Here is a 23,024-nt window from a genome sequence, read left to right on the forward strand (position 1 = left end):
TTCAGCCACCGGCCAACCCTTGAGCTGGCATCCCCATCTCTGGCACCCCACCACCCAGGTGGCCCGGGCCGATCCCCCCCTGAGGGCGGTGGCCGGCCGCGGCGCCGTGCTCGAACTCGACGACGGCCGTGAGCTGATCGATGCCATCAGCAGCTGGTGGGTCACCCTGCACGGCCATGGCGAGCCCAGCATCGCCGCTGCCGTGGCGGAGCAGGCCCTGCGGCTTGAGCAGGTGATCTTCGCCAACTTCCGCCATCCCCCCGCCGAGCGTCTGGCCGAGCGGCTCAGCGCCGCCTCCGGGCTGGAGCGGCTCTTCTTCTCCGACGACGGCTCCACCGCCGTGGAGGTGGCCCTGAAGATGGCCTGGCAGTGGTGGCGCAATCAGGGCTCCGAGCGGCGTCAGCTGATCGCCTTCGAGGGGGCCTATCACGGCGACACCTTCGGGGCCATGGCCCTGGGGGAGCGCTCCCTCTTCTCCGCCCCGTTCGAACCCCTGCTCTCGCCGGTGGCCCGCGCCCCCTGGCCCGCCACCTGGTGGGACGATCCAGACGTGGAGGTCAAGGAAGCCGAGGCCCTGGCGGCCCTGGAGCGGCTGCTGGAGCTGCCCACCGCCGCGGTGATCCTCGAGCCGCTGGTGCAGGGGGCCAGCGGCATGGCGATGGTGCGCGAGCGCTTCCTGCGTGAGCTGGAGCAGCGGGTGCGTCAGGCCGGCGCCCTGTTGATCGCCGATGAGGTGATGACCGGCTTCGGTCGCACCGGTGCTCTCTTCGCCTGCGGGCGGGCCGGCATCCGCCCCGATCTGATGGCCCTCTCCAAGGGCCTCACCGGTGGCTTCCTGCCGATGGGCGTCACCCTGGCGAGCGAGCGGATCTACCGGGGCTTCATCAGCGACGACCCCAGCCACACCCTGTATCACGGCCACAGCTTCACGGCCAATCCGCTCGGCTGCGCCGCCGCCAACGCCAGTCTGGATCTGCTTCTGCACCAGCCCGCGCTCCACGAAGGCTTCGAGGCCCGCCACCGGCCCCATCTGCAGGCCCTGTCAGGCCACCCCCTGGTGCAGCGGCCGCGGCTGTGCGGCACCATCGCCGCCTTCGACCTGGCGGTGGAGCGGCCCGGCTATCTCCATCCCGCCGGCCGCCAGCTGCAGCGCCACGCCCTCGAGGCCGGGGTGTTCCTGCGGCCCCTGGGCCATGTGGTCTACCTGTTGCCGCCGCTCTGCCTCAGCGACCGCCAGCTGCAGCACTGCTACACGGTGATCCGCTCAGGCCTCGATCAGCTCAGCTGAGGCTCGCTGCGCGGAAGCCCGTGCCTCAGGGGCCCGCCAGGATCGCCGATTCCACATCAGCGCGGCTGAGGCCGTAGGGGAACAGGCGCACCGTGACGCTGCCGTCCTGCTCCCAGCTCACCTTCAGTTCCTCCACCTCCAGCTCGATGCGGGCACTCCAGGAGGGCTGCTTCAGGTCCCAGAGGCAGGGCTCGGCGTGGTCCCGGCAGGCGCCCAGATCATTCAGCCACTGCTCCAGCGCCGGCAGCGGGTGGTTGTAGAGGGGCGTCTGAAGGGGCGGTAAGGAGCTCATCCCCGGGCAGGCCTGCGGTGGAGCCTTCAGTGTGCCGCTCGATCGGATCACTGGCCGGAGCGCTGATCGGAGTGCTGAGCGGGGGCTGGGTGACCAGCTCCACCCCGCGCCACCAGGCCAGGCCCAGCCCCAGTGCCAGGCTGAAGAGCAGGGCGAGGGCCAGCAGCATCAGCGCGAACCATTCCCCCCCCGAAAACGCCCGCCGCACGGAAACGGGGCGACGCAGCTCATCAGCCGGTGGGCTGAGAGCCTCAACGCGCTGCAGCAGGGCCAGGCGCAGCTGGCTGTCGTAGGCGGAGCGCCGCTGAGGGTCGCCCAGCACCAGATAGGCCTCCTGCAGCCGGCGGAACTGGTCCTGGGCCTCGGCCAGCGGCAGGGTGGTGGTGTCGGGGTGATACAGCTTGCTGAGGGAGCGAAACGCCTGCCGCAGGTCCTGGGGCGTGGCCGTACTCGGCAGACCGAGCAGGCCATAGAGGGATGGGCCCGTGACCGGGTGCTCGCCGCCTGCCACCAACCACGCGCCATGGTTGGGTGATCCTAGAGAGCTCCACCAACGGTGCTGCAGTGATGACGGCCCCCGCCGATCCGGTTCCGGCTGGCCTCTGGGACAGCCTGGGCTGGGAGCCCACCCCCGAGCAGCTGCAGCTGTTGACGGCGTTGCAGCAGCAACTGCGCCACTGGAACGCCCGCCTCAACCTCACCCGTCTGGTCGATGGCGACGACTACTGGATCGCCCAGGTGTACGACAGCCTCTGGCCCTGGCGCGACCAGCTCAACACCCCATCTCAGCCCTTGCGCTGCCTCGATGTGGGCACAGGCGGCGGCTTCCCCGGGCTGGCCCTGGCGATCGCCCTGCCGGCCGCCCGCCTCACCCTGGTGGATTCCGTCGGGCGCAAGGCGGAGGCGGTGAAGGCCATGGCCGCCAGCCTGGGGCTGGGCGAGCGGGTGCAGGTGCGCTGGGAGCGGGCGGAGGCCACCGGTCAGGCCCGCAGCTGCCGCGGCCGCCAGGACTGGGCCATGGCCCGGGCCGTGGCCGCAGCCCCGGTGGTGGCGGAATATCTGGTGCCCCTGCTCAACAGCAGCGGCCGGGCCCTGCTCTACCGAGGCCAGTGGAGCCCAGAGGATCTGGCCTGCCTGGAGCGGGCCGCCACCAGCCTGCGCGCCGAAGTGGAGCGGGTGGAGCGGATCGACCTGCCGGCCGGACGGGGCGTACGCCACGCGGTGGTGCTCAAGCCGAGCGCCCCCTGCCCGGCCATCTACCCCAGGGCCGTGGGTCTGCCCGCCAAGCAGCCCCTGGCCTGAGCCCGATCACTCAGCCGCCATCAGCCGACGGACGCTGGTGCCCCCCAGGCGCTCGCGCAGGCTCCGCAGCAGCGCCGGAATCTGCTCGGCCCAGGGGCTGGCCGTCAGCACCGCCAGCAGGTCGGCTTCGCTCACCTCCCGGTCGAGGGCCTCGGCATTGGCGCCGGGAAACCAGTGGCTCCCCTGGCCCAGGAGGCCATAGCGGGCGCGGGCATACCCCTCCAGGTCCCAGGCCTCCAGGAGGTTGTGCAGCCAGAGCAGCACCGGCAGGTTCAGCCCTCCAGGGGTGGCCTCCCAGGCGGGCAGACCATCACTCCAGCTCTCGAGCCAGCGGGCGCCGAGGGCCTCGAGCCTGGCGTGCTCCAGCCGCTCCTGCACCGGGGCCAGCCAGCACTCGGCCTCGGGCAGGCGCGCCACCGCCTGCAGGTGCAGGTCGAGATCAGCTGGGCCGGCGGCGCCCACGCTGATCGTGTGGATCGCCGCCTCGCGCAGGCAGAACAGGTCGTTGAACTCAATCGGGTGCAGCGGCGCGCACAGCTCACTGATCCGCTCGGAGGGGGTGTGCAGGTGGCCGCCCTTGTCGGTGGGGCTGATCACGAACACGCCCATGTCGTGACGGCGGGCGGCCTCAAGGGCCGGGCGATTGTCCTGGCGGATGTAGTACCAGTGCAGGTTGATGTAGTCGAAGGCATCGCTGGCGATCGCCTCGAGGATCAGCGGCAGGGGCGCGTGGGTGGAGAAGCCCACATGGCCGATGCGGCCCTGAGCCTGCCAGCGCCGCACCACGTCGAGGCAGCCGCCGGGCCGCAGGGTCTGCTCCAGATGCTCGGGCAGGTTGAGGCCATGGATGCCGAGCAGATCGAGCCGCTCGATGCGCAGCCGCTCAAAGCTCAGCTCCAGATCCGCCTCGAACTGGGCGGGATCCTCATGGGGCGGCACCTTGGTCTGGAGAATGCGCCGGGGATCGGGCACCTCCCGCAGCAGATCACCCAGTTGCCGCTCGGACGTTCCGTAATGGCGGGCGGTTTCGATGTGATGGAACCCGGCGGCCACGGCCTTCTCCAGGGTGGCGCGCAGGTTGGCCTGGCTCTGGGCCGTGATCTCAGCGGCCGGCAGATCGCTCCAGCTCTGCTGATAGCGCATCCCCCCCAGCGACAGCACCGGCATGGCCAGATCCGTGCGCCCGAAGCGACGGCAGGGCAGCGCGCCTGTCAAGGCCGAGGCAAGGTGCGTTGAACCCGGGATTGGCTCGGATAGCCCAGGGGCAGCAGCTCCTGGGAGCGCAGGCGCTCATCCAGTTGGGGCACGTCTTCGTAGGGCACCCAGTGGATGCAATCGACCGGACAGGTGTCGATCGCCTCCTGAATGGTTTCGGTGCTGTCGCCGTCCTGGCGGATCGCCCGGGAACGCCCCCAGACCGGCTCCACCAGGAAGGTGTTGCCCGCCACATGGGCGCAATAGCGGCAGCCGATGCAGACGGCCTCATCAACCCAGACGGCCTGCTGGCGCAGACTGCCCCCCAGCAGCGGCTCATGGCCGCTGGGTTGCTCCCTGGAGCGGGCAGGTGCCGCGAAGGCCAGGGAGGGATCGACCTCAGCCATCCCAGCGGGTCACCACCAGTTCGATCGAGCCATCCAGGCTTGAGGTCTGCTCGCTCACCTGGAAGCCCTCCTGGGCCGAGGCCGCCAGGACCTGGCGCAAGGCATAGCGCTGGGTGATCTGGGCAAGGAAACGCTCCACCGGAATCGGCTGCTTCCACAGCTCCAGGTCGGTGACGAGCTCATAGCTGCCGGATTCGGCATTCCAGCGAAAACCGATGTCGCAGCCGTCGTTGCGGATGAGGGCCACATCGGCGAGCACGGTCTGGCCGCGGTACCCACGCACCGGCCGCTCTCCCAGCTCGGGTTCGTGGCCGAGGTCCCGCAGGGCCTCCAGCAGGGCCGCGCGGTCGCGCAGTTCGGTCTTGACGGTGCTGAAGTGGGACATCGAAGCGGCCGAAGGGTACGGGTGAAACTCAGGCGGAACGCTGGTGCACGCTCACAGAGGGGGTGACGGCCTGAGCCGCGGCCAGGAAGGCCTCGGAGGTGGAGCGGCGCTGCTGCAGCGAACCGAGCTGGTTCTCGATCCGCTCGGTGAGCTGCTCGCAGGCTGAACCCTGGACGCCTTCCACAAGCTCCTCCACTCGCCCATCGGGGCGAATGCGGAAGCGGATGGTGGTCTGGGCCATCCAGGCTCACTCAGGTGGGCAAATGTTAACCAGCTTCCCCTGCCGCTGCCGGAGGCCGCTTCAGCGGATCAGGCCGTCTTCCACCAGGGTCTGCAGCCGCTCCAGCACCGCCGGACTCTCCAGCTGTTCCAGAGCCACCCGTGCCTCGTCCCGCACCGTGGAATCGCCGTCCTGGAGCATCACCGCCACCAGCGTTTCCACCAGTTCCCCCTGGCGCGGATCCACCAGGTGGTCGTAGAGGCGCCCGAGCGACCAGGCGCTGTTGCTGCGCACCACCGGCTCGGAATCGATGCGCAGGCTCACCAGCAACTGGGCGGCGGCCTGATCGGCCTTGGCCGCCCCCGTGCCGCCCACATCCGCCAGGGACCCCGCCGCCCACAACCTCACCGCGGCGATGTCGTTCTGCAGGGCCCGGATCAGCGGGTTGAGCACCGGCGACTCGGCGTAATTGCCCAGGCTCCAGGCCACCGCTTTGCGCACGTAGCCGTTGCTGTCGTCCTGCAGCAGGGCCAGCAACGGCGCCACCGCGCGCGGATCGGGATTGCGGCCCAGGGCATAGACCGCGCTCATGCGCAGGATCGGGCAGGTGGCCTCCAGCAGGGGCAACAGCAGCGGAATCGCCCGGGGGTCGCGGTGTTCACAGAAAATGCGCAGCCCCTGCATGCGCTGGTCATGGCCTCCCTTGAGCCACTCCAGTCCCAGGTCACATTCCGCGGCGATGTCGGCCTCGGCGGGCTCGAGCGCATCGAGGTCTTCGAGCGGATCCCCCAACAGCTCCTGGGCCAGCTCGCCAGCCAGCATTTCCGGGTCGAAGGCCAGCTCGGCCGGACCGTAGGCGTAGGGGGGCGGGGTACCGCCTGGATCGGGGTTGGCTTGGTCGGTCATGGCCCTCAGCCGATCGGAGCGGGGGCGGCCATGTCACCCGGCAGCCAGATCCTGGCACTCACCGCGAACAACGCCAGACCGAACAGCACCACGATCGCGGCCGGCAGCAAGGTGGAGCGGAAGAACGACACGGCACAGGTCTGGGAGGTGCCCCCATTCTGAACGCTGGGGTCAACGGACTTCCGTAGGGTTCGCCCAGTCGTGTCCGGCCCTTGGCATCCGAACCAGCCAGCGAGCGCATGGCAGCAGCCGAGGCGACCTCCGCTCCCCGCCAACGCCTGGTGGCGGTGACGGCCCAGGGGGTGGCCAGCGGCACCCCTTACATGGTGGGCAGCAAGCTGCTGCAGGGATGGCTGGCCGCCAGCAATGTGCCCCTGAGTCTGATCGGTCTGCTCGGCCTGGCGGAACTGCCTTACACCCTGAAGATGTTCTGGGCGCCGGCCCTCGACCGCTGGCCGCTGCCCTGGCCCGACCGCCGGCGGGGCTGGCTGCTGCTGCTGCAGATCACCCTGGTGGGCGTGATTGCGGCCATGGCCCTGCTGCGACCCGGCACGGACGCCGCCAACCTGACCGCCATCGGCGTGATGGCGGTGCTGCTGGCGGTCTGCAGCGCCACCCAGGACATTGCGGTCGACGCCTACCGAACCGACCTGCTCCCGCCGGCGGAGCGAGGCGGCGGAGCGGCCGCTTCGGCCATGGGCTATCGGGGAGCCATGCTGGCGATCGGGGCGGGCGGCTTTCTGCTGGCGGGCCGCTACGGCTGGCCAGCAGCGTTCCTGGCCTCGGCCGCGCTGCTGCTGGCGGTGGTCCCGTTCACCCTGGCGGCTCCGCGGCTGGCACCGATCGAGCATCCCGTCACCAGCCTGCGGCAGGCGGTGGTGGGCCCGGCACGTGATTTCCTGCGTCGCACCGGTTTCGGGCGAGCCGCGTTGTTGCTTCTGCTGGTTCTGCTCTACCGCTGGCCCGATGGCCTGCTCAGCCTGATGGCCGTTCCCTTCCTGATTCAGCAGGGGTTCAGTCCCGGGCTGATCGGGGCGGTGCAGGGGGGCTGGGGCATCGCCGCCACGATGATCGGCACGGTGCTCGGCGGGGTGCTGTTCAGCCGTCTGGGCATGAACCGCTCGCTCTGGCTGTTCGCCCTGATCGGAGCGATCGGCAACCTCTCCTATTGGGCCCTGGCCCAGTTCGGTGGCGGCCAGACCGCACTGGTGCTGGCCGTAGGGATGGAGAACATCGGCGGCGGCATGGTGGGAGCGGTGTTCGTGGCCTTGCTGATGAGCCTCTGCAACCCGAGGTTCTCGGCCACCCAATACGCCCTGCTCTCCGGGGTCTATGCCCTGAGCCGCTCAATCCTGGCCGCTCCGGCCGGGCTGGTGGCCGAACGGGTGGGTTGGAGCAGCTTTTTCCTGTTCACGGTGGCGGCGGCACTGCCGGCCTTCCTGCTGATGCTGCGACTGACCCCCTGGAACGGTGCCGGCCCCCGCGGCGCCTTTGATCCGGCGAAAGACCCCACCTGAGGCGACCGTCGGGCAAACCCAGGCTCGACGCTGGTCAGAGTGATGCCGCCGCCGCCCGCCGCCTGAGCTGACCGCAGGCGGCATCCTCGTCGAGACCGCGGCTGGCTCGCACGCTCACGGCCACATGCCGCTCCAGCAAGGCCCGCCGGAAGGCCTCAACCCGCTCAGGGCTGGGACGCTGGAAGTCTTCCTCCTCGATCGGGTTGTAGGGGATCAGGTTCACGTGGCTCTGGAACCCGCGCAACAGCGCCGCCAGGGCCGCCGCCTGGCGGGGGTGGTCGTTGAGGCCCCCCAGGAGGATGTACTCGAAGCTCACCCGCCGGCCGGTGATCTCCACGTAGCGGCGGCAGTCGTCGAGCAGCGCCTCCAGCGGATAGGCGTGGGCCGTGGGGATCAGCTGCTCCCGCAGGCCCTGATCGGGGGCATGCAGGCTCACCGCCAGGGTGAACTGGGCGCGGCCAAGCCTCTCCAGGGCAAGCTCGGCCAGGCTGGGCAGGGTGCTGGGCACCCCCACGGTGCTCACCGTGATCTGGCGCTGGGCCATGCCCAGGTCGGTGCAGAGACAGTGAATGGCCCCCAGCACGGAATCGATCGTGAGCAGCGGTTCGCCCATGCCCATGAACACCACATGGCTGGGGCGGCGCTCCATCACCTCGCGCACGCACAGCACCTGATCGACGATCTCGTGCACTGCCAGGGAGCGCTGCAGGCCGCCCTTGCCGGTGGCGCAGAAGCGGCAGGCCATCGGGCAGCCCACCTGACTCGAGACGCAGACCGTAAGGCGATCGCGGGAGGGAATGCCCACGGTTTCGAGGCTGAGGCCATCGGCGGTCCCCAGCAGCAACTTGGTGGTGCCATCGCTGGCCACACTGCGCTGCAGTTCCCTGGAGCGGCCGAGTGCATCGGAGCCGGCGGGGTCCGCCTCAGCAGTGAGGCTCTCGCGCCACGCTTTGGGCAGCACGCTGATGTCAGCCAGGCGGCGCGCCCCCTTGGCATAGATCCAGTCGTGGAGCTGACGGCCACGAAAAGCGGGTTGCCCCTGGCTGACAGCCCACGCCTCCAACTCGCCCAGGCCCAGGCCCAGCAGGGGCACGGCCTGGGGCGAGGGCGCGGCGAAGATCACGACCAGATCAGCAGCCCATGGCCGAGCCAGCGCTCCACCGCCACCAGAGCGATGAAACCGAGCATGGCCAAACGGCCGTTGAGCCGTTCGGTGTGGGTGTGAAAGCCGAAGCGGGGCAGGCGCCGCTTCGGGACAAGCGTGGGGTCCAGCAAGGGAATCAGTCCTCCGTGAGTAGACCCTCTTCCTGCAGACCCTCAACGGCCGCGGGATCGGGGATGAGCTCTTCCTCCAGGCCTTCCTCCTGGGTGGGCCTGGCAAAGGCCGCGAAGGAGCTGGCGGCCGCCTCGATGCCCCGCTTGCTGCGGACCGCATCGAGCTCGTCCTCGGAAGGATCCTCAAGCACCGCCTTGGTGACAGGGGCCGCGGCGGGCATCTCCACGGTGTAGTCCGGGCGGAGATTGGCCACGCGGCGGTAGCTGCCGGCCTCCTCATCGAGGATGTCGGGGTGGGGACCGGCTTCAGCGCGCAGTTCCTCCTCGAAGCCACCGAAGCCGGTGCCGGCAGGGATCAGGCGGCCGATGATCACGTTCTCCTTGAGACCGCGCAGCCAGTCGCTCTTGCCCTCGATCGCCGCTTCGGTGAGCACCCGGGTGGTCTCCTGGAAGCTGGCGGCGGAGATGAAGCTGTCGGTGTTGAGCGAGGCCTTGGTGATGCCCAGCAGCACCGGCGTGAACTCGGCGGGGGCGCCACCGGTGATGGCCATCGCCTGGTTGACCTGCTCCACCTGGCGCAGCTCGATCAGCTCACCGGGCAGCAGGGTGGTGTCACCGGCATCCTCGATGCGCACCTTGCTGGTCATCTGGCGCACGATCACCTCGATGTGCTTGTCATCGATGGTGACCCCCTGGGATTTGTAGACGTTCTGCACCTCCTGCACCATGCGGAACTGCAGCTTGGAGATGGCTTCCTGGGCCGCTTCCATGGAGGGCTTGCGGTCCCTGAGGTCCTCGAAATAGCACTCCAGCAGTTCGTGGGGATTGATCGGACCGTCGGTGAGCATTTCACCGGCCGTGACCTGCTGGCCGTCGTTCACCATCACGTTGCGCCCGAGCAGGATCGGGTAGTCGGTGCTGATGTCGTCGTGCTCGATCACGGAGACGGTGACGGAGTCGTCGTCTTCGCCCAGCTTGATGGTGACGGTGCCGGGTTTGCGGCAGAGCACCGCGGATTCCCGCGGCCGACGGGCTTCGAGCAGCTCTTCGATCCGGGGCAGACCCTGGACGATGTCACCGGTCTTCTGGCGCTCGAACACCAGCAGCGCCAGGGCATCCCCGCGCTGAACGAGTTCGCCGTCGCGCACGTGCAGCACCGAATCCGGAGAGACCATGTAAGGACGGCCCAGTCGAATGGTGATCAGGCTGCCGTCGATGGCTTCCACCTGACCGCAGCAGGGGGCCTCGATGCCGCTGGCAAGGGGCTCACCGTCGACCAGACGCTGGCCCACGCTCACGGCCAGCTCGGCGCTGCCGATGTCGAGATCACGGGTGTCGCCATCACGCTCGACGATCAGGCGCCGCACCGGTTCCCCTTCCACGGGATCGGGAAGTTGCACCACGCCGTCTTCCTTGCAGAGGATCTGGGTGGTGGCGACCACATCGCCGCTCTTGACGCTGGTGCCGTCCTCCACCTGCAACTCGGTGTGGGTGGAGCCGTGGCTGGCATCGGAGAGGGTGTCGCGACGAACCAGCAGGGTTTCGAGAATCACCAGTTGCAGGCGCTCGATCGTCTTGGCCCGCCTGTCGGGGACAGCCTCCACATCCACCGTCATCTGGGGGGTGGTGTCGAAGGTGTCGAGGATCAGCTGGGTGCGCAGCAGCTCGACCCCATCCACCGACTTGATCAGTTCACCGTCCTTGAAGGTGAGTCGCTGGGTGGCCTTGAGCCCGAGGGAGGGGCCGCCGTTCTGTTTGACGCTGCCCAGCTCGGGCAGGTGCGCCTGGTCAGGGATGGGGTATTCCTCCACCGGACGCAACAACAGGGCGCCGCCTTCGGGGGTGTCGACGGCTTCGACATAGACCATGGCCTCAGGCACCAGGCCGGGAGCGATCTCTTCGCCGGGATTGTGCAGGCGACCATCGTCGCTGTAGCGGGCGTGGATCTTGGCGTCGCTGACGAGATGCAGTGTTCCCGAGCGCACGATGATCTCGCGCAGGATGTCGTTCTTCTGGGTCACGGTCACGATCCCGGCGGTCTGGCTGAAGATGTCCTTGACCACCTCCGTGCCGGCCTCGATCCACTGGCCGTCTTCGATCATCAACAGGGAGATGTCCTTGTTGATCTCGTGGGTTTCCTGGGGAATCCAGAGCACTGTTCCGCCCTTGGACACCTCGTAGCCATTCTTGGCGGAGCGGGCTTTTTTGATCGAGAGGCCTGGGGCGTACTTGATCAGACCACCGGTCTGAGTCCGGAAGCGGTCATCGGCCAGCTCGGCGATCACCTCACCACTGCCGATCTTGCTGCCCGGCTGGGTCTTGAGCAGGTAGCGGATGTTGTCCTTGCCCTCCAGGTGCCAGATCTCACCGGAATGGGTGGATTCACCCACCAGCTTGCAGTCCTTGAGCGTGAGGCTGGCGGTGACGATCTGCACTTCGCGGGAATCGCCGGTGGAATCGCGCAAGCGCACCGAACCACCGTGCTCGCTCACCAGACGGCTCTCCGCCAGCACCTCACCGGTGGTGACGGCGGTGTTGCCCTTGACCACGGGTTGGGCGTTGGGGGGCAGGTTGTAGACATCTCCCGCCAGCACCCAGAGACGCCCGAGGCGCTGGGCCTTGAGGGTGATGTTGCCCTGGCGGTCGGTCGACTCGCGGGGCTGAATCACCTCTTCGTAGCGCACCTGACCCGCCAGGTCGCATATCACATCCTTGGTGGCCTTCTCCACGCTCTTCTTGACCGCGGCGCCAGCGGAGATCTGGGCCAGCACCATGTCGGACGGCACCTCATCACCATTGGCGACGAACAGCACCGAACCGGAGGTGATATCGAGCTTCTGGATCTTGCCCTTGCCGCTGGGCTTCACCGAAAGGGTGAAATCGGTTTCGGAGAGCTGGGCTTCAACCCCGTGGGAGGTGCGGTGGGAGCGAACCCGTGCCTTGGGACCGAATTCAACGGTTCCGGCCACAGAAGAACGCACCACGCCCGTTTCGGCTGTGGACACACCACCGGTGTGGAAGGTGCGCATCGTCAGCTGGGTGCCGGGCTCACCGATCGACTGGGCAGCGATGATTCCCACCGCTTCGCCCAGATCCACCAGCTGGTTGTGGGCCAGGGCCCAGCCATAGCATTTGCGACAGACCGAGCGGGCGGCCTCGCAGGTGAGGGGGGAGCGCACGACGACGGTCTTGACGCCAGCGGCCTCGATCAGCCGGGAGAGCTCGTTGTCGATCTGGCCGTCGCGATCGACCAGCAGGGTTCCGTCGGAGCCATGCACGGGCTCACCCGCCAGACGACCCACGAGTTTGGCGAAGAAACGGCCCTTCTCATCGGCATGGATGGGGATGCCTCGGGTGGTGCCGCAGTCGTCCTCCCGCACGATCACATCCTGGGCCACGTCCACCAGCCGGCGGGTGAGGTAGCCCGAGTCGGCGGTACGAAGGGCCGTGTCCACGAGACCCTTGCGGGCGCCGTAGGAGGAGATCACGTATTCCGTGACCGTGAGGCCCTCGCGGAAGTTGGTGCGGATCGGCAGGTCGATGATCTCCCCCTGGGGGTTGGCCATCAGACCGCGCATGCCCACCAGCTGACGCACCTGGGACATGTTGCCCCTGGCGCCCGAGTTGGCCATCATCCAGACCGAGTTGAGCGGATCGTTCTCGTTGAAGTTCTTCTTGACCTCCTCCACCAGCCGCTCATTGGTTTCGGTCCAGGTGTCGATCACTTTGGTGTGCCGCTCCACCTCGGTGATTTCCCCCAGTCGGTAGCGCTCTTCGGTGTCGGTGATCTGCTGCTCGGCTTCCTCGAGCAGACGAGCCTTCTCGAAGGGAATGCGCAGGTCTTCCACGGAGATCGAGACCGCGGCCTGGGTGGCGTAGTGGAAGCCCAGATCCTTGAGGTCGTCGGCCATGGAGGCCGTGGCAGCGGTGCCGTGGTGCTTGTACGCCCAGGCCACGAGATTGCGCAGAGCCTTCTTGTCGATCTCCCGGTTGCGGAAACGCGGCGGTTCCTTGCTCAGGGGAGCGCGGCGGTCCTGGGAATTGGGCTTGGAGGGGGTGGTGGTCATGGCGGCGAGCGAAAAAGAAGACCGAAGAAGAAAACCTGGAACACCAGGTGAAGACGACGACGTGCTGCAGCAGGTCAGCTCAGGTGGCGGCCACCGCGTCGATGATCGTTCTGTTCATCACCACCCGGCCGACGGTTGTGAGCAGGTAACGGGTGATCAGGGCACCGTCTTCGTCGAAGCGGTCGCGGCGGTACTTCCACTGCTCGATGCGGGTGCCATCGCTGAGGATCTCCTCATGCAGGGGGGCTTCAGCCTCGTCTTCATCGTCGACCTCGCCGCTGAAGCGAACCCAGACCCACTGGTGCAGGTCAAGATGGCGCTCCTCAAAGGCGTTGATCACGTCGTTGAGGCCAGCGAAGGTGCGGCTGCGGTCGCCGAAGCTGGGCATGCTCTCCTTGCGATCCACTGCGGTGAGGTAGTAAATGCCCAGCACCATGTCCTGAGACGGGGTGATGATCGGCTCACCGGTGGCCGGCGAAAGAATGTTGTTGCTCGCCAGCATCAGCATGCGCGCCTCGGTCTGGGCCTCGATGGCCAGGGGCACGTGCACGGCCATCTGGTCACCGTCGAAGTCGGCGTTGAAGGCGGGGCAGACCAGGGGGTGGAGCTGGATGGCACGGCCATCCACCAACTTCGGCTCGAAAGCCTGGATGCCGAGCCGGTGCAGCGTAGGTGCCCGGTTGAGCATGATCGGGTGGCCTTCGATCACTTCCTGCAGCACCTGCATCACCTCGTCATCAGCCCGCTGAATCAGCTTCTTGGCGGCCTTGATGTTGTTGACGATGTTCTGGCGGATCAGCCTGTGAATCACGAACGGCTGGAACAGCTCGATCGCCATTTCCTTGGGCAGGCCGCACTGGTGCATTTTCAGCTTGGGGCCCACCACGATCACGGAACGACCGGAGTAGTCGACCCGCTTGCCCAGAAGGTTCTGCCGGAAGCGGCCCTGCTTGCCCTCGATGATGTCGCTGAGCGACTTGAGCGGACGGTTGTTGGCACCGACCACAGTTCGGCCGCGGCGTCCGTTGTCGATCAGGGCATCCACAGCCTCCTGCAGCATCCGCTTTTCGTTGCGGACGATGATCTCGGGAGCAAGGATCTCCTGCAGCCGCGCCAGGCGGTTGTTGCGGTTGATCACCCGGCGGTAGAGGTCGTTGAGATCGCTGGTGGCGAAGCGGCCGCCATCGAGCTGCACCATCGGGCGCAGGTCGGGGGGGATCACCGGGATGGCATCGAGCACCATCCAGTCGGGGCGGGCATCGGTGGCGATGAAGTTATCGATCACGCGCAGACGCTTGATCAGCTTCGCCCGCTTCTGACCCTTGCTGCCGGCGATATCCTCGCGCAGCTGCTCGGCAATCTCGGTGAGGTTGAGGTCTTCGAGCAGGCGCTTGAGCGCCTCGGCGCCGATGCCCACTTCGGGCTCATTCTCGATCTCCGAGTCTTCGGCGTAGATCTGATCCTCGATCTCCAGCCACTCGTCTTCGGTGAGGAGTTGCTTGTAGGTGAGGTCCTTGTGGTCCCCCGGCTCGAGCACCACGTAGCAGTTGAAGTAAACGATCTGCTCCACATCCCGCAGGGGCATGTCAAGCAGGATCGCCACGTAGCTGGGGATCCCCTTCAGGTACCAGACGTGGGACACCGGAGCCGCCAGCTTGATGAAGCCCATGCGGTGACGCCGCACCCGGCTCTCGGTGACCTCAACCCCGCAGCGTTCGCAGACGATGCCACGGTGACGCACCCGCTTGTACTTACCGCAATGGCATTCCCAGTCCTTGGAGGGGCCGAAGATCTTCTCGCAGAAGAGCCCGTCCATCTCGGGCTTGAGGGTGCGGTAGTTGATCGTTTCGGGCTTGGTCACCTCACCGACCACCTGACCATTGGGCAGGGTGCGCTGTCCCCACTGCATGATCCGCTCCGGCGAAGCCAGAGTGATCTTGACGTAGTCGAAGTGATTCTCGGTGCGGGAGTTGCTGTTGGTCATGGCCGAAGGGCGCGCGGACGTCGAGTGAAACGGTGAAACTCAGGGCGTGGATTCAATCGTCGTCGTAATCCGCGACGCCGAGGGATTCATAGGTGGGCCGGTTGGGGGTGCTGCGGCGGGGATTGACGTCCTGCATCAGATCAACCTCGACACCCTCGTCGGTGTAGACGGCGATGTCCAGACCCAGCGACTGCAATTCGCGCATCAGCACCTTGAAGGATTCCGGGGTGCCGGGGCGGGGAATCGGCTTGCCCTTGACGATGGCGTTGAGGGCTTCGTTGCGGCCCTGCATGTCGTCGGACTTGACGGTGAGCAGTTCCTGCAGGGTGTAGGCGGCCCCGTAGGCCTCCAGGGCCCAGACCTCCATCTCCCCGAGTCTTTGGCCGCCCTGCTGCGCCTTACCGCCCAGGGGCTGCTGGGTGACCAGGGAGTAGGGACCGGTGGAGCGGGCGTGGATCTTGTCGTCGACCAGGTGGACGAGCTTGAGGATGTGGGCGTAACCCACGGTGACCGGTTGATCGAAAGGCTCGCCGGTCCGCCCATCAACCAGTTGGATCTTGCCGGGATTCTCAGGGTCGTAGACCCACTCCTTGCCAGGCTCGCTGGCAGCCTCTTCCAGATACTTCTGCACGGTGTTCTTGGAGGTTTCGTTGCCGTGCATCTCATCGAACGGCACCACCTTGACCCGGCAGTTCAGGTGCGACGCAGCCCAGCCCATCAGGCACTCGAACACCTGTCCGACATTCATCCGCGAGGGAACCCCCAGGGGATTGAGGACGATGTCGATCGGGGAACCATCGGGCAGGTAGGGCATGTCCTCACGGGGGAGGATGCGGCTGATGATGCCCTTGTTGCCGTGGCGGCCGGCCATCTTGTCGCCCACCTGGATCTTGCGCCGCTGGGCCACATAGACCCGCACCACCATGTTCGCCCCCGGCGGCAGCTCATCGCCCTGCTCGCGGGTGTAGATGCGCACATCCACAACCCGTCCGCGCTCGGTGCTGGGCACCCTCAGGGAGTTGTCGCGCACATCGCGAGCCTTTTCACCGAAGATCGCCCGCAGCAGCTTCTCTTCAGGCGGCTGATCCGACTCACCCTTGGGTGTGACCTTACCGACCAGAATGTCACCGGATTCGACATAGGCTCCGATCCGGATGATACCCATCTCATCGAGGTTGCCCAAGCTTTCTTCAGCCACATTGGGAATCTCGCGGGTGATCTCCTCGGGTCCGAGCTTGGTCTGGCGGGCCTCAATCTCATACTTCTCGATGTGCACCGAGGTGTAGAGGTCGTCCTGAACGAGCCGCTCACTGACGAGGATCGCGTCCTCGTAGTTGTACCCCTCCCAGGGCATGTAGGCGATCAGCACATTCTGACCCAGGGCGATCTCGCCACCCTCACAGGCGGAACCATTGGCCAGCACCTGGCCGGCGATCACCTGATCACCCTGGCTGACAATCGGCCGCTGGTTGAGGCAGGTGTCCTGGTTGGAGCGCTGGTACTTCTGCAGGTGGTGGATGTGATCGGTGCCTTGCTCATCGCGAATCACAATCGCCGTGGCATCCACGAAGGTGACGATGCCATTCACCCGGGTGATCGGCACCATGCCCGAGTCGCGGGCCACCTGGGTTTCCAGGCCAGTGCCCACCAGGGGCCGCTCGGGCCGTAGCAGGGGAACGGCCTGACGCTGCATGTTCGAGCCCATCAGGGCCCGGTTGGCGTCGTCGTGCTCGAGGAAGGGAATCAGCGAGGTGGCCACCGAGATCACCTGCACGGGTGAGAGCTGCACGTAATCCACCTGCTCAGGCGGCACTTTCTCGAAGTCCTGGCGGTAGCGGACGGGGATCAGCTCAGCGAGGATGCGGCCGTCGGCATCGGTGGCCACATCACCAGGGGCGACGCGGCACTCGTCTTCGAGGTCGGCGGAGAGGTAGATCGGATCGCCCTGCTTGTGGACGAAACCGTTCTCCACCTTCCAGAAGGGAGTTTCGATGAAGCCGTATTCATTGACGCGGGCGTGGGTGGCCAGCGAACCGATCAGACCGGCATTGGGACCTTCAGGGGTCTCGATCGGGCAGATACGGCCGTAGTGGGACGGGTGAATGTCGCGCACAGCGAAGCCTGCCCGCTCACGGGTGAGGCCGCCTGGGCCGAGGGCACTGATGCGCCGCTTGTGGGTCAGCTCCGCCAGTGGATTGGTCTGGTCCATGAACTGACTGAGCTGGCTGGAGCCGAAGAACTCCTTGATCGCCGCCACCAGGGGCTTGGGATTGACCAGCTGCGCAGGGGTCAGCGATTCGGTTTCGCCGACCGTCATCCGCTCCTTGATGATCCGCTCCAGCCGGTTGAGGCCAACCCGCACCTGGTTCTGGAGCAGCTCTCCGACAGAGCGCACCCGACGGTTGCCGAGGTGATCGATGTCGTCGAGGGAAGCCCCGCCCACGTCAAGCTCAAGGTTGATCAGGTAATCGATCGTCGAGAGCACGTCCTCAGCGGTGAGGGTGCGCACGGCATCAGGGATGGTGAGCCGCAGCTTCTTGTTGATCTTGTAGCGGCCCACGCGGCCCAGGTCGTAGCGCTTGGGATCGAAGAAGCGGCTGTGCAGCAGCTGCTGACCACCACTCACGGAAGGGGGCTCACCGGGACGCAGCTTCTTGTACAGCTCAAGCAGCGCCTGATCTTCCGAGGAGATGCCTTCGTCGTTGGCCGCTTCGATTGACTTCTTGTAGTACTCCGGGTGCCGGAGCTTGTCGAGCACGTCGTTGTCAGACAGGCCGATCGCCCGCATCAGTACGTGGGCATTGATCTTGCGGGTCTTGTCGACGCGAACGTGCAGCAGATCGTTCTTGTCGGTTTCGAACTTCAGCCAGGCACCACGGTTGGGGATCAGGCTGGCGTTGAAGGTCTTGCGGCCGTTCTTATCCTGCTCGTCCTTGAAGTAGACGCCGGGGCTGCGCACGATCTGATTGACGATCACCCGCTCGGCGCCGTTGATGATGAAGGTGCCCCGCTCGGTCATCAGCGGCAGCTCGCCGATGAAGACTTCCTGCTCCTTGATCTCGCCGGTTTCCTTGTTGACCAGCCGGCAGGTGACATACATCTGCGAGGCGAAGGTGGCATCTCGGCGCTTCGCTTCTTCGACATCGTGGCGGGGCCGCTTCAGGCGGTACTCCGTGCCGACAAAATGGAGCTCAAGCTTGCCGGTGTAGTCGGTGATCGGGGAAAAGCTGTCGAGCTCCTCGATCAGACCCTTCTCCAGGAACCACTTGAAACTCGCCCGCTGCACCTCGACCAGATCGGGCAGGTAGGTGACGGTCTTGGCGACCTGAATCGCGCTGCTCATGCGGGGACCTGCAGGAACGGGTGAAAAAGTGGATGGACGGCGCCGGCGGGAACACGCCTGACGCTTCGGACTGCCGTAAGGACAGCCAAAGGCACGGCAGGGTTCTCTCCGGGAGAGGGGGGAACCCTGCCGTGCTCACGCTGATGAATCTCGAATCGGAGCTGCCGAGCTCGACAATGGTGCGCTCACGCTACCAGGCCAATAAAACATCATACACTATTGGGCTTAGGTGGTCCCGGGAGGCCAAACAGGCGTACCGCGTTCGCCGTTGAGTCGGCCGCCACCTGCTCCAGGGCCTCGCCCCTGAGCTCCGCCACACGGCTGGCCACGGCGGCCACGTAGGCGGGCTCATTGCGCTTGCCCCGGCGGGGAACCGGTGCCAGGAAGGGACAGTCGGTTTCCACCAGGTAGCGATCGGCTGGAACCTGTTGGGCACAGAGGTGGGTATCGAAGGCCTTGGGAAAGGTGACCGTTCCGCTGAAGCTGATGTACAAGCCCAGTTCCAGAAACGACGCCATCTCCTGCGGGGTGCCGCCCCAGCAGTGCATCACCCCGCGGGGGCAACGCCCCTCAGCCTGACGCTGGCGCAGCTCCTGCAGCATCGGGGCGGCGGCATCGCGGCAATGAATGATCACCGGCAGATCCAGCTCCACAGCGAGATCAAGCTGGGGGCCAAGGACCGCCAGCTGGCTCTCGAGGTTGGAGTCGCGGAAGAGATCCAGACCCAGTTCACCGATGGCCAGCACCCGCTCGTCGTCGAGGGCGGCCTGACGCAGCACCGCCTGGGTGGTGGGGTCCCAGTGCTCGGTGTCGAGCGGATGAACCCCCACCGAATAGCGCAGCTCGGGAAACCGATCGGCCAAGGCACGGATCGGACCGATCTGGGATGGCTCCACGCAGGCATGCAGCAAGGACACCACACCGGCTTCACGCCAGCGCTCGGCCACCGCGTCGAGGTCGGCCTCGAAGGTGCTGAACACCACGTGGCAGTGGGAGTCAACCAGCGCCGGAAGCCCGGTGGCCACGGCAGGCATGGTGTTGACGGTCATGGGGACGGCGAGCCGCTCAGGCGTTGCCGGCAACGGGCTCGATGGCCTGCTTGACGGCGGTGCTGAGCCGCGATTTCTGGTTAGCGCCGGTGTTGCGGTGGATCACACCGACCTTGACGGCCTTGTCGATCTTGCTGAAGGCGGCGTTGAGGCTGGCCTGCACGGCCGTCTTGTTGTCCTCGCCGGGCTCCTGGCTGTAGACGGTCACGGCCGCGAAGCAGCGCTTCATCAGCGTGCGCACCGCCGACTTGTAGGTGCGGTTCTGCAACCAGTTGCGCTCGGCAATCAGGATGCGCTTCTTCGAAGACTTGTTATTGGCCACAGGCGGGTTCAGCGCTGATTCAGCAGTTGTCGATCTTACCCTCACAGGCTCGCCCGCCTGGGGGCCAGCTCTAGCCTGGGACATTGACTCAGCGGCGCCGCCTTCCGCCACCGCCTTTCTCCTTGCCGAACACCCTGAGCGACACCGCACCAGCCCTGGCCCTCGAGCGCCTGGAGGATCTCGATGCCGCCGCGGCCAGGCTCGCGCGCATCGCCGGCCGCACCAGCGGCGGCGCCAGCCAGGAGGCCGCCGCCAGAGTGGAGGCCATCCTCGAGCAGGTGAAGCGAGAAGGCGATGGCGCCCTGCTGGAGCTGAGCGAACGCTTCGACGGCTTCCGTCCGGATCCCCTGCGCATTCCCCGCGAGGAGCTGGCCCGCGCCTGGAAGGCCTGCCCCTCGGACCTGCGCAGCGCCCTGGAGCTGGCCCACCGGCGCATCCTCGATTTCCATCAGCGTCAGAAGCCCAGCGACCTCGAGGTGACGGGCGTGCACGGCGAACGCCTTGGGCGGCGCTGGCGTCCGGTGGCCAGGGCAGGGCTCTACGTACCCGGCGGACGGGCCTCCTACCCCAGCACCGTGCTGATGAATGCCGTTCCGGCCCGGGTGGCCGGAGTCAAGCGAGTGGTGATGGTGACGCCTCCGGGTCCCCAGGGACAACCTGACCCCACGGTGCTGGCCGCCGCCCACCTGGCTGGAGTTGAGGAGGTCTACCGGGTCGGTGGGGCCCAGGCCATCGCCGCCCTGGCCTATGGCACCGAATCGATCCCGCGGGTGGATGTGATCAGCGGTCCGGGCAACCTCTACGTGACCCTGGCCAAAAAAGCCGTGTACGGCCAGGTGGCCATCGATTCCCTGGCCGGCCCCAGCGAGGTGCTGGTGATCGCCGACCAGAGCGCCGATCCGGATCACGTGGCCGCCGATCTGCTCGCCCAGGCCGAGCACGACCCCCTGGCGGCGGCGATCCTGCTCACCACCAGCGCTGCCCTGGCGGCGGCTGTGCCCAAGGCCCTGGAACAGCAGCTGCGCCACCACCCCCGGGCGGATCTCTGCCGGGCGGCCCTGGAAGACTGGGGGCTGATCGTGCTCTGTCCTTCCCTGGAAGACGCGGCCAGGCTGAGCGACCACTTCGCACCCGAGCACCTGGAGCTGCTGGTGGAGCGGCCCGAGCCCCTGGCGGGGCGGATCGAGAACGCCGGTGCGATTTTCATCGGCGCCTGGAGCCCAGAAGCGGTGGGCGACTACCTCGCCGGCCCCAACCACACCCTGCCCACATCAGGCACCGCCCGTTTCTCCGGCGCCCTGAGCGTGGAGACGTTCATGCGTCACACCAGCCTGATCGCCTTCAACCGCCAGGCCCTCGAGGCCACCGGGCCAGCGGTGATCACCCTGGCCCAGAGCGAGGGGCTGCACAGCCACGCCGATTCCGTGCGCCGCCGGCTCGACTGAAACGCTCAGGCTGATGCTCAGATCCGCTCGAGATCCCGCACCCGGGGCTCCCCGTCGACGATCTCGCCCACCAGGACCTGGTCGGTGAGGCCCACGAACAGCCCGTTCTCCAGCACCCCTGGCAGGTTGTTGATCGCCTGCTCCAAGGCCGCTGGATCGGTGATGCCGCCAGCGAACTTGAGATCGAGCACCAGGTTCCCCTGGTCGGTGACCACCGGGCCTGCCTTCTTCACAGCCATGCGCAAGTCAGCGGTGGCGCCCATCGCCTCCAGTTCCGCCTTCACCTGGCGCCAGGCCCCGGGCAGGACCTCCACCGGCAGGAGGAACTCCAGGTTGAGTCGCTTCACCAGCTTGCTGGAATCGACCACCACCACGAAGCGGTCGGCCCGGCGGGCCACCAGCTTCTCCTGCACGTGGCAAGCCCCACCCCCCTTGATCAGCTGGAAGGCGGGGTCGACCTCATCGGCGCCATCGATCGCCAGGTCGATGCGGGAGACGGCATTGAGGCTCTGCAGGGGGATGCCCAGCTCAGCGGCGAGCACCTCCCCCTGGAACGAGGTGGTCACCCCGGTGATGGCTGAGAGCTCACCCCGCCGCAGGCGGGCGCCGAGTTCCCGGATCATCAGGGCGGCGGTGGAGCCGGAGCCCAGGCCGAGCACCATGCCGTCCCGGATCTGATCGACGGCGGCCGTGGCCACGGCCAGCTTCATCCGGTCCTGCAGCTCGGCCATGGGGGGTGAAACCAGGGGGTGCGACCGTAGCAAGCTGAAGGCTGACCCCCTGGAGAACCCAGCTGGCGCAGGGAGATTCAGGAAGCCCGCGGCAACGCGGCGGGACGGATCGAGAGCTGCAGTTCCCGGTTGCCACGGACCACCTTGAGGGGCAGGGCCTCGCCGACACTGGAGGCCTCGACCCGCTGCAGCAGAGCGGCGGGATCGACCACGGGGTGATCAGCCGCCGCCACCACCAGATCACCACGCCTGAGCCCGGCGGATTCAGCCGGGCTGCCCTGGAGCACCCGCTGCACCAGCGCGCCGTCGCGCTCGGGCAACTGCAGCACCGCCTCGGGGTCGCGGTTGTTCTCGCGGGCGCGTCGAGCTGTGAGCGGCACCAGTTGCAGGCCCAGATAGGGGTGAACCACATCGGCGCCGGTACGCAGTTGATCGGCCACCCCCCGGGCCAGGTTGATCGGAATGGCGAAGCCGAGACCGGCGCCGGGTCCGGAGCGCACCAGGGTGTTGATGCCGATCACTTCACCGGCCGCATTGATCAGCGGCCCCCCGGAATTGCCAGGGTTGATGGCCGCATCGGTCTGAATCAGGTCGAGCCGCTTGTCGGCGAAGCCAAGACTGTTGATGTTGCGGTGCAGGCTGCTGACAATGCCGAGGGTGACCGTGCGCTCCAGGCCATAGGGGCTGCCCAGGGCAATGGCCCAGTCGCCCACCTCCAGGGCTTCGGAATTGCCCAGGGGGGCTGCCTTGAGGTCCCGGGGGGCGTCGATGCGCACCACCGCCAGATCGGTGACAGGGTCAGCTCCCACCACGGTTCCATCGAGCTGGCGGCCATCGGCGAGGGTGACCTCCACCTGATCGACCCTCTCGACCACATGGGCATTGGTGAGCACCAGCCCAGCGTCGATCACGACGCCGGAGCCCTGGCCCCGCTCACGGCTGCTGCCTGCCGGGTCGCCGAAGAGATCACGCAGCAGCGGATCGAGCAGGGCCGGATCGAAGGCCTGGCGCGGCACCTCCCGCTCGGTGTCGATGCGCACCACGGACGGGCTGGCCCGTCCGGCCGCCTCGGCAACGAAATTGTGCGCCCGCGCAGCCGCTGGCGATGAAGCACTGGCCAGGGCAGCAGCAGGGGGCAGTTCGGGGGTGAGCGCCAGGGCCTGGGAGGGCAGCCCCAGGGTCAGGCCGATCACCAGCAGCAGCGCCAGCCAGCGGCCAGGTCCAGCCCAGGGCCATGGCGGGGCCGGAGTCGAATCGACGCAGGAGCGGACGTGAGCGGGACTGGACATGGAGCCGA

Annotated in this window: 21 protein-coding genes; 4 read left to right on the forward strand and 17 right to left on the reverse strand. The window is 67.1% G+C overall.

What is annotated here, in order from left to right:
• The first annotated feature begins 19 nt into the window (after window positions 1-19).
• Window positions 20-1,288, forward strand: a complete 1,269-nt coding sequence (bioA, locus tag WH5701_RS09365; RefSeq protein WP_006172004.1) for an adenosylmethionine--8-amino-7-oxononanoate transaminase — start codon at window positions 20-22, stop codon at window positions 1,286-1,288.
• Between the two features lie 25 nt (window positions 1,289-1,313).
• Here bioA and WH5701_RS09370 read toward each other — a convergent pair whose 3' ends face one another.
• Both WH5701_RS09370 and WH5701_RS09375 read right to left on the reverse strand, forming a co-directional pair.
• Window positions 1,314-1,580, reverse strand: a complete 267-nt coding sequence (locus WH5701_RS09370; protein WP_006172005.1) for a DUF3143 domain-containing protein — start codon at window positions 1,578-1,580, stop codon at window positions 1,314-1,316.
• On the reverse strand, window positions 1,507-2,091 hold the full coding sequence (locus WH5701_RS09375; RefSeq protein ID WP_037980852.1) for a J domain-containing protein: 585 nt from the start codon (window positions 2,089-2,091) through the stop codon (window positions 1,507-1,509). The genes WH5701_RS09370 and WH5701_RS09375 overlap by 74 nt, the downstream gene beginning before the upstream one ends.
• A gap of 56 nt (window positions 2,092-2,147) precedes the next feature.
• Between WH5701_RS09375 and WH5701_RS09380 the strand changes: the two genes are divergently transcribed.
• On the forward strand, window positions 2,148-2,882 hold the full coding sequence (locus WH5701_RS09380; protein WP_006172007.1) for a 16S rRNA (guanine(527)-N(7))-methyltransferase RsmG: 735 nt from the start codon (window positions 2,148-2,150) through the stop codon (window positions 2,880-2,882).
• A gap of 6 nt (window positions 2,883-2,888) precedes the next feature.
• Here the strand turns inward: WH5701_RS09380 and WH5701_RS09385 are convergent, their stop codons facing one another.
• From WH5701_RS09385 to WH5701_RS18615, 6 genes are read right to left on the reverse strand one after another with little or no spacing between them, the layout of a single operon-like run.
• Complete coding sequence (locus WH5701_RS09385; RefSeq protein WP_006172008.1) at window positions 2,889-4,097, reverse strand: aldo/keto reductase; 1,209 nt, start codon at window positions 4,095-4,097, stop codon at window positions 2,889-2,891.
• Complete coding sequence (locus WH5701_RS09390; RefSeq protein ID WP_006172009.1) at window positions 4,094-4,483, reverse strand: ferredoxin; 390 nt, start codon at window positions 4,481-4,483, stop codon at window positions 4,094-4,096. Before WH5701_RS09390 ends, WH5701_RS09385 begins: the two co-directional genes overlap by 4 nt.
• Entirely contained in the window at window positions 4,476-4,868 is a 393-nt protein-coding gene (locus WH5701_RS09395; RefSeq protein WP_006172010.1) for a DUF1257 domain-containing protein, read from the reverse strand. The genes WH5701_RS09390 and WH5701_RS09395 overlap by 8 nt, the downstream gene beginning before the upstream one ends.
• A 28-nt stretch (window positions 4,869-4,896) precedes the next feature.
• On the reverse strand, window positions 4,897-5,109 hold the full coding sequence (locus WH5701_RS09400; protein ID WP_006172011.1) for a DUF2997 domain-containing protein: 213 nt from the start codon (window positions 5,107-5,109) through the stop codon (window positions 4,897-4,899).
• A 60-nt stretch (window positions 5,110-5,169) separates the two neighbouring features.
• A complete protein-coding gene (locus WH5701_RS09405) occupies window positions 5,170-5,994 on the reverse strand; it encodes a HEAT repeat domain-containing protein (RefSeq protein ID WP_006172012.1) in 825 nt (274 codons plus the stop codon).
• Window positions 5,995-5,999: 5 nt separating this feature from the next.
• Window positions 6,000-6,125, reverse strand: coding sequence for a hypothetical protein (locus WH5701_RS18615; protein ID WP_006172013.1), 126 nt, complete (start codon window positions 6,123-6,125; stop codon window positions 6,000-6,002).
• Between the two features lie 81 nt (window positions 6,126-6,206).
• Here WH5701_RS18615 and WH5701_RS09410 point away from each other — a divergent pair, with 81 nt between their 5' ends.
• Window positions 6,207-7,511 (forward strand): MFS transporter, encoded by a 1,305-nt coding sequence (locus tag WH5701_RS09410; protein WP_232201818.1) that lies wholly within the window; start codon window positions 6,207-6,209, stop codon window positions 7,509-7,511.
• Between the two features lie 34 nt (window positions 7,512-7,545).
• On the opposite strand, the gene rlmN is transcribed toward WH5701_RS09410, so the two are convergent.
• The 7 genes from rlmN to rpsT all read right to left on the reverse strand — a co-directional run bounded on the left by rlmN (window position 7,546) and on the right by rpsT (window position 19,551).
• Window positions 7,546-8,634, reverse strand: coding sequence for a 23S rRNA (adenine(2503)-C(2))-methyltransferase RlmN (gene rlmN, locus WH5701_RS09415; protein ID WP_006172015.1), 1,089 nt, complete (start codon window positions 8,632-8,634; stop codon window positions 7,546-7,548).
• Window positions 8,631-8,786 carry a hypothetical protein gene (locus WH5701_RS09420; protein ID WP_006172016.1) on the reverse strand — a complete coding sequence of 52 codons (156 nt, stop codon included), beginning with the start codon at window positions 8,784-8,786 and terminating at the stop codon, window positions 8,631-8,633. Before WH5701_RS09420 ends, rlmN begins: the two co-directional genes overlap by 4 nt.
• A gap of 5 nt (window positions 8,787-8,791) precedes the next feature.
• Window positions 8,792-12,853, reverse strand: a complete 4,062-nt coding sequence (locus WH5701_RS09425; protein WP_006172017.1) for a DNA-directed RNA polymerase subunit beta' — start codon at window positions 12,851-12,853, stop codon at window positions 8,792-8,794.
• Between the two features lie 79 nt (window positions 12,854-12,932).
• Window positions 12,933-14,837, reverse strand: coding sequence for a DNA-directed RNA polymerase subunit gamma (locus WH5701_RS09430; protein ID WP_006172018.1), 1,905 nt, complete (start codon window positions 14,835-14,837; stop codon window positions 12,933-12,935).
• Window positions 14,838-14,889: 52 nt separating this feature from the next.
• Complete coding sequence (rpoB, locus tag WH5701_RS09435; protein WP_006172019.1) at window positions 14,890-18,180, reverse strand: DNA-directed RNA polymerase subunit beta; 3,291 nt, start codon at window positions 18,178-18,180, stop codon at window positions 14,890-14,892.
• 209 nt (window positions 18,181-18,389) lie between these two features.
• Window positions 18,390-19,229, reverse strand: a complete 840-nt coding sequence (locus WH5701_RS09440) for a TatD family hydrolase (protein ID WP_006172020.1) — start codon at window positions 19,227-19,229, stop codon at window positions 18,390-18,392.
• Between the two features lie 16 nt (window positions 19,230-19,245).
• Complete coding sequence (gene rpsT, locus WH5701_RS09445) at window positions 19,246-19,551, reverse strand: 30S ribosomal protein S20 (RefSeq protein WP_006172021.1); 306 nt, start codon at window positions 19,549-19,551, stop codon at window positions 19,246-19,248.
• A 122-nt stretch (window positions 19,552-19,673) separates the two neighbouring features.
• Here rpsT and hisD point away from each other — a divergent pair, with 122 nt between their 5' ends.
• Entirely contained in the window at window positions 19,674-20,996 is a 1,323-nt protein-coding gene (hisD, locus tag WH5701_RS09450; RefSeq protein WP_006172022.1) for a histidinol dehydrogenase, read from the forward strand.
• Window positions 20,997-21,013: 17 nt separating this feature from the next.
• On the opposite strand, the gene rpiA is transcribed toward hisD, so the two are convergent.
• Both rpiA and WH5701_RS09460 read right to left on the reverse strand, forming a co-directional pair.
• Window positions 21,014-21,727: a ribose-5-phosphate isomerase RpiA gene (gene rpiA, locus WH5701_RS09455; RefSeq protein ID WP_006172023.1), complete on the reverse strand. Its 714-nt coding sequence runs from the start codon at window positions 21,725-21,727 to the stop codon at window positions 21,014-21,016.
• Window positions 21,728-21,804: 77 nt separating this feature from the next.
• The gene (locus WH5701_RS09460; RefSeq protein ID WP_006172024.1) at window positions 21,805-23,016 is read right to left on the reverse strand and encodes a trypsin-like peptidase domain-containing protein; all 1,212 of its coding nucleotides are present in this window, start codon (window positions 23,014-23,016) and stop codon (window positions 21,805-21,807) included.
• Between the last annotated feature and the right edge of the window lie 8 nt (window positions 23,017-23,024).

The organism is Synechococcus sp. WH 5701 (assembly GCF_000153045.1).
Lineage (GTDB): Bacteria > Cyanobacteriota > Cyanobacteriia > PCC-6307 > Cyanobiaceae > Regnicoccus_A > Regnicoccus_A antarcticus.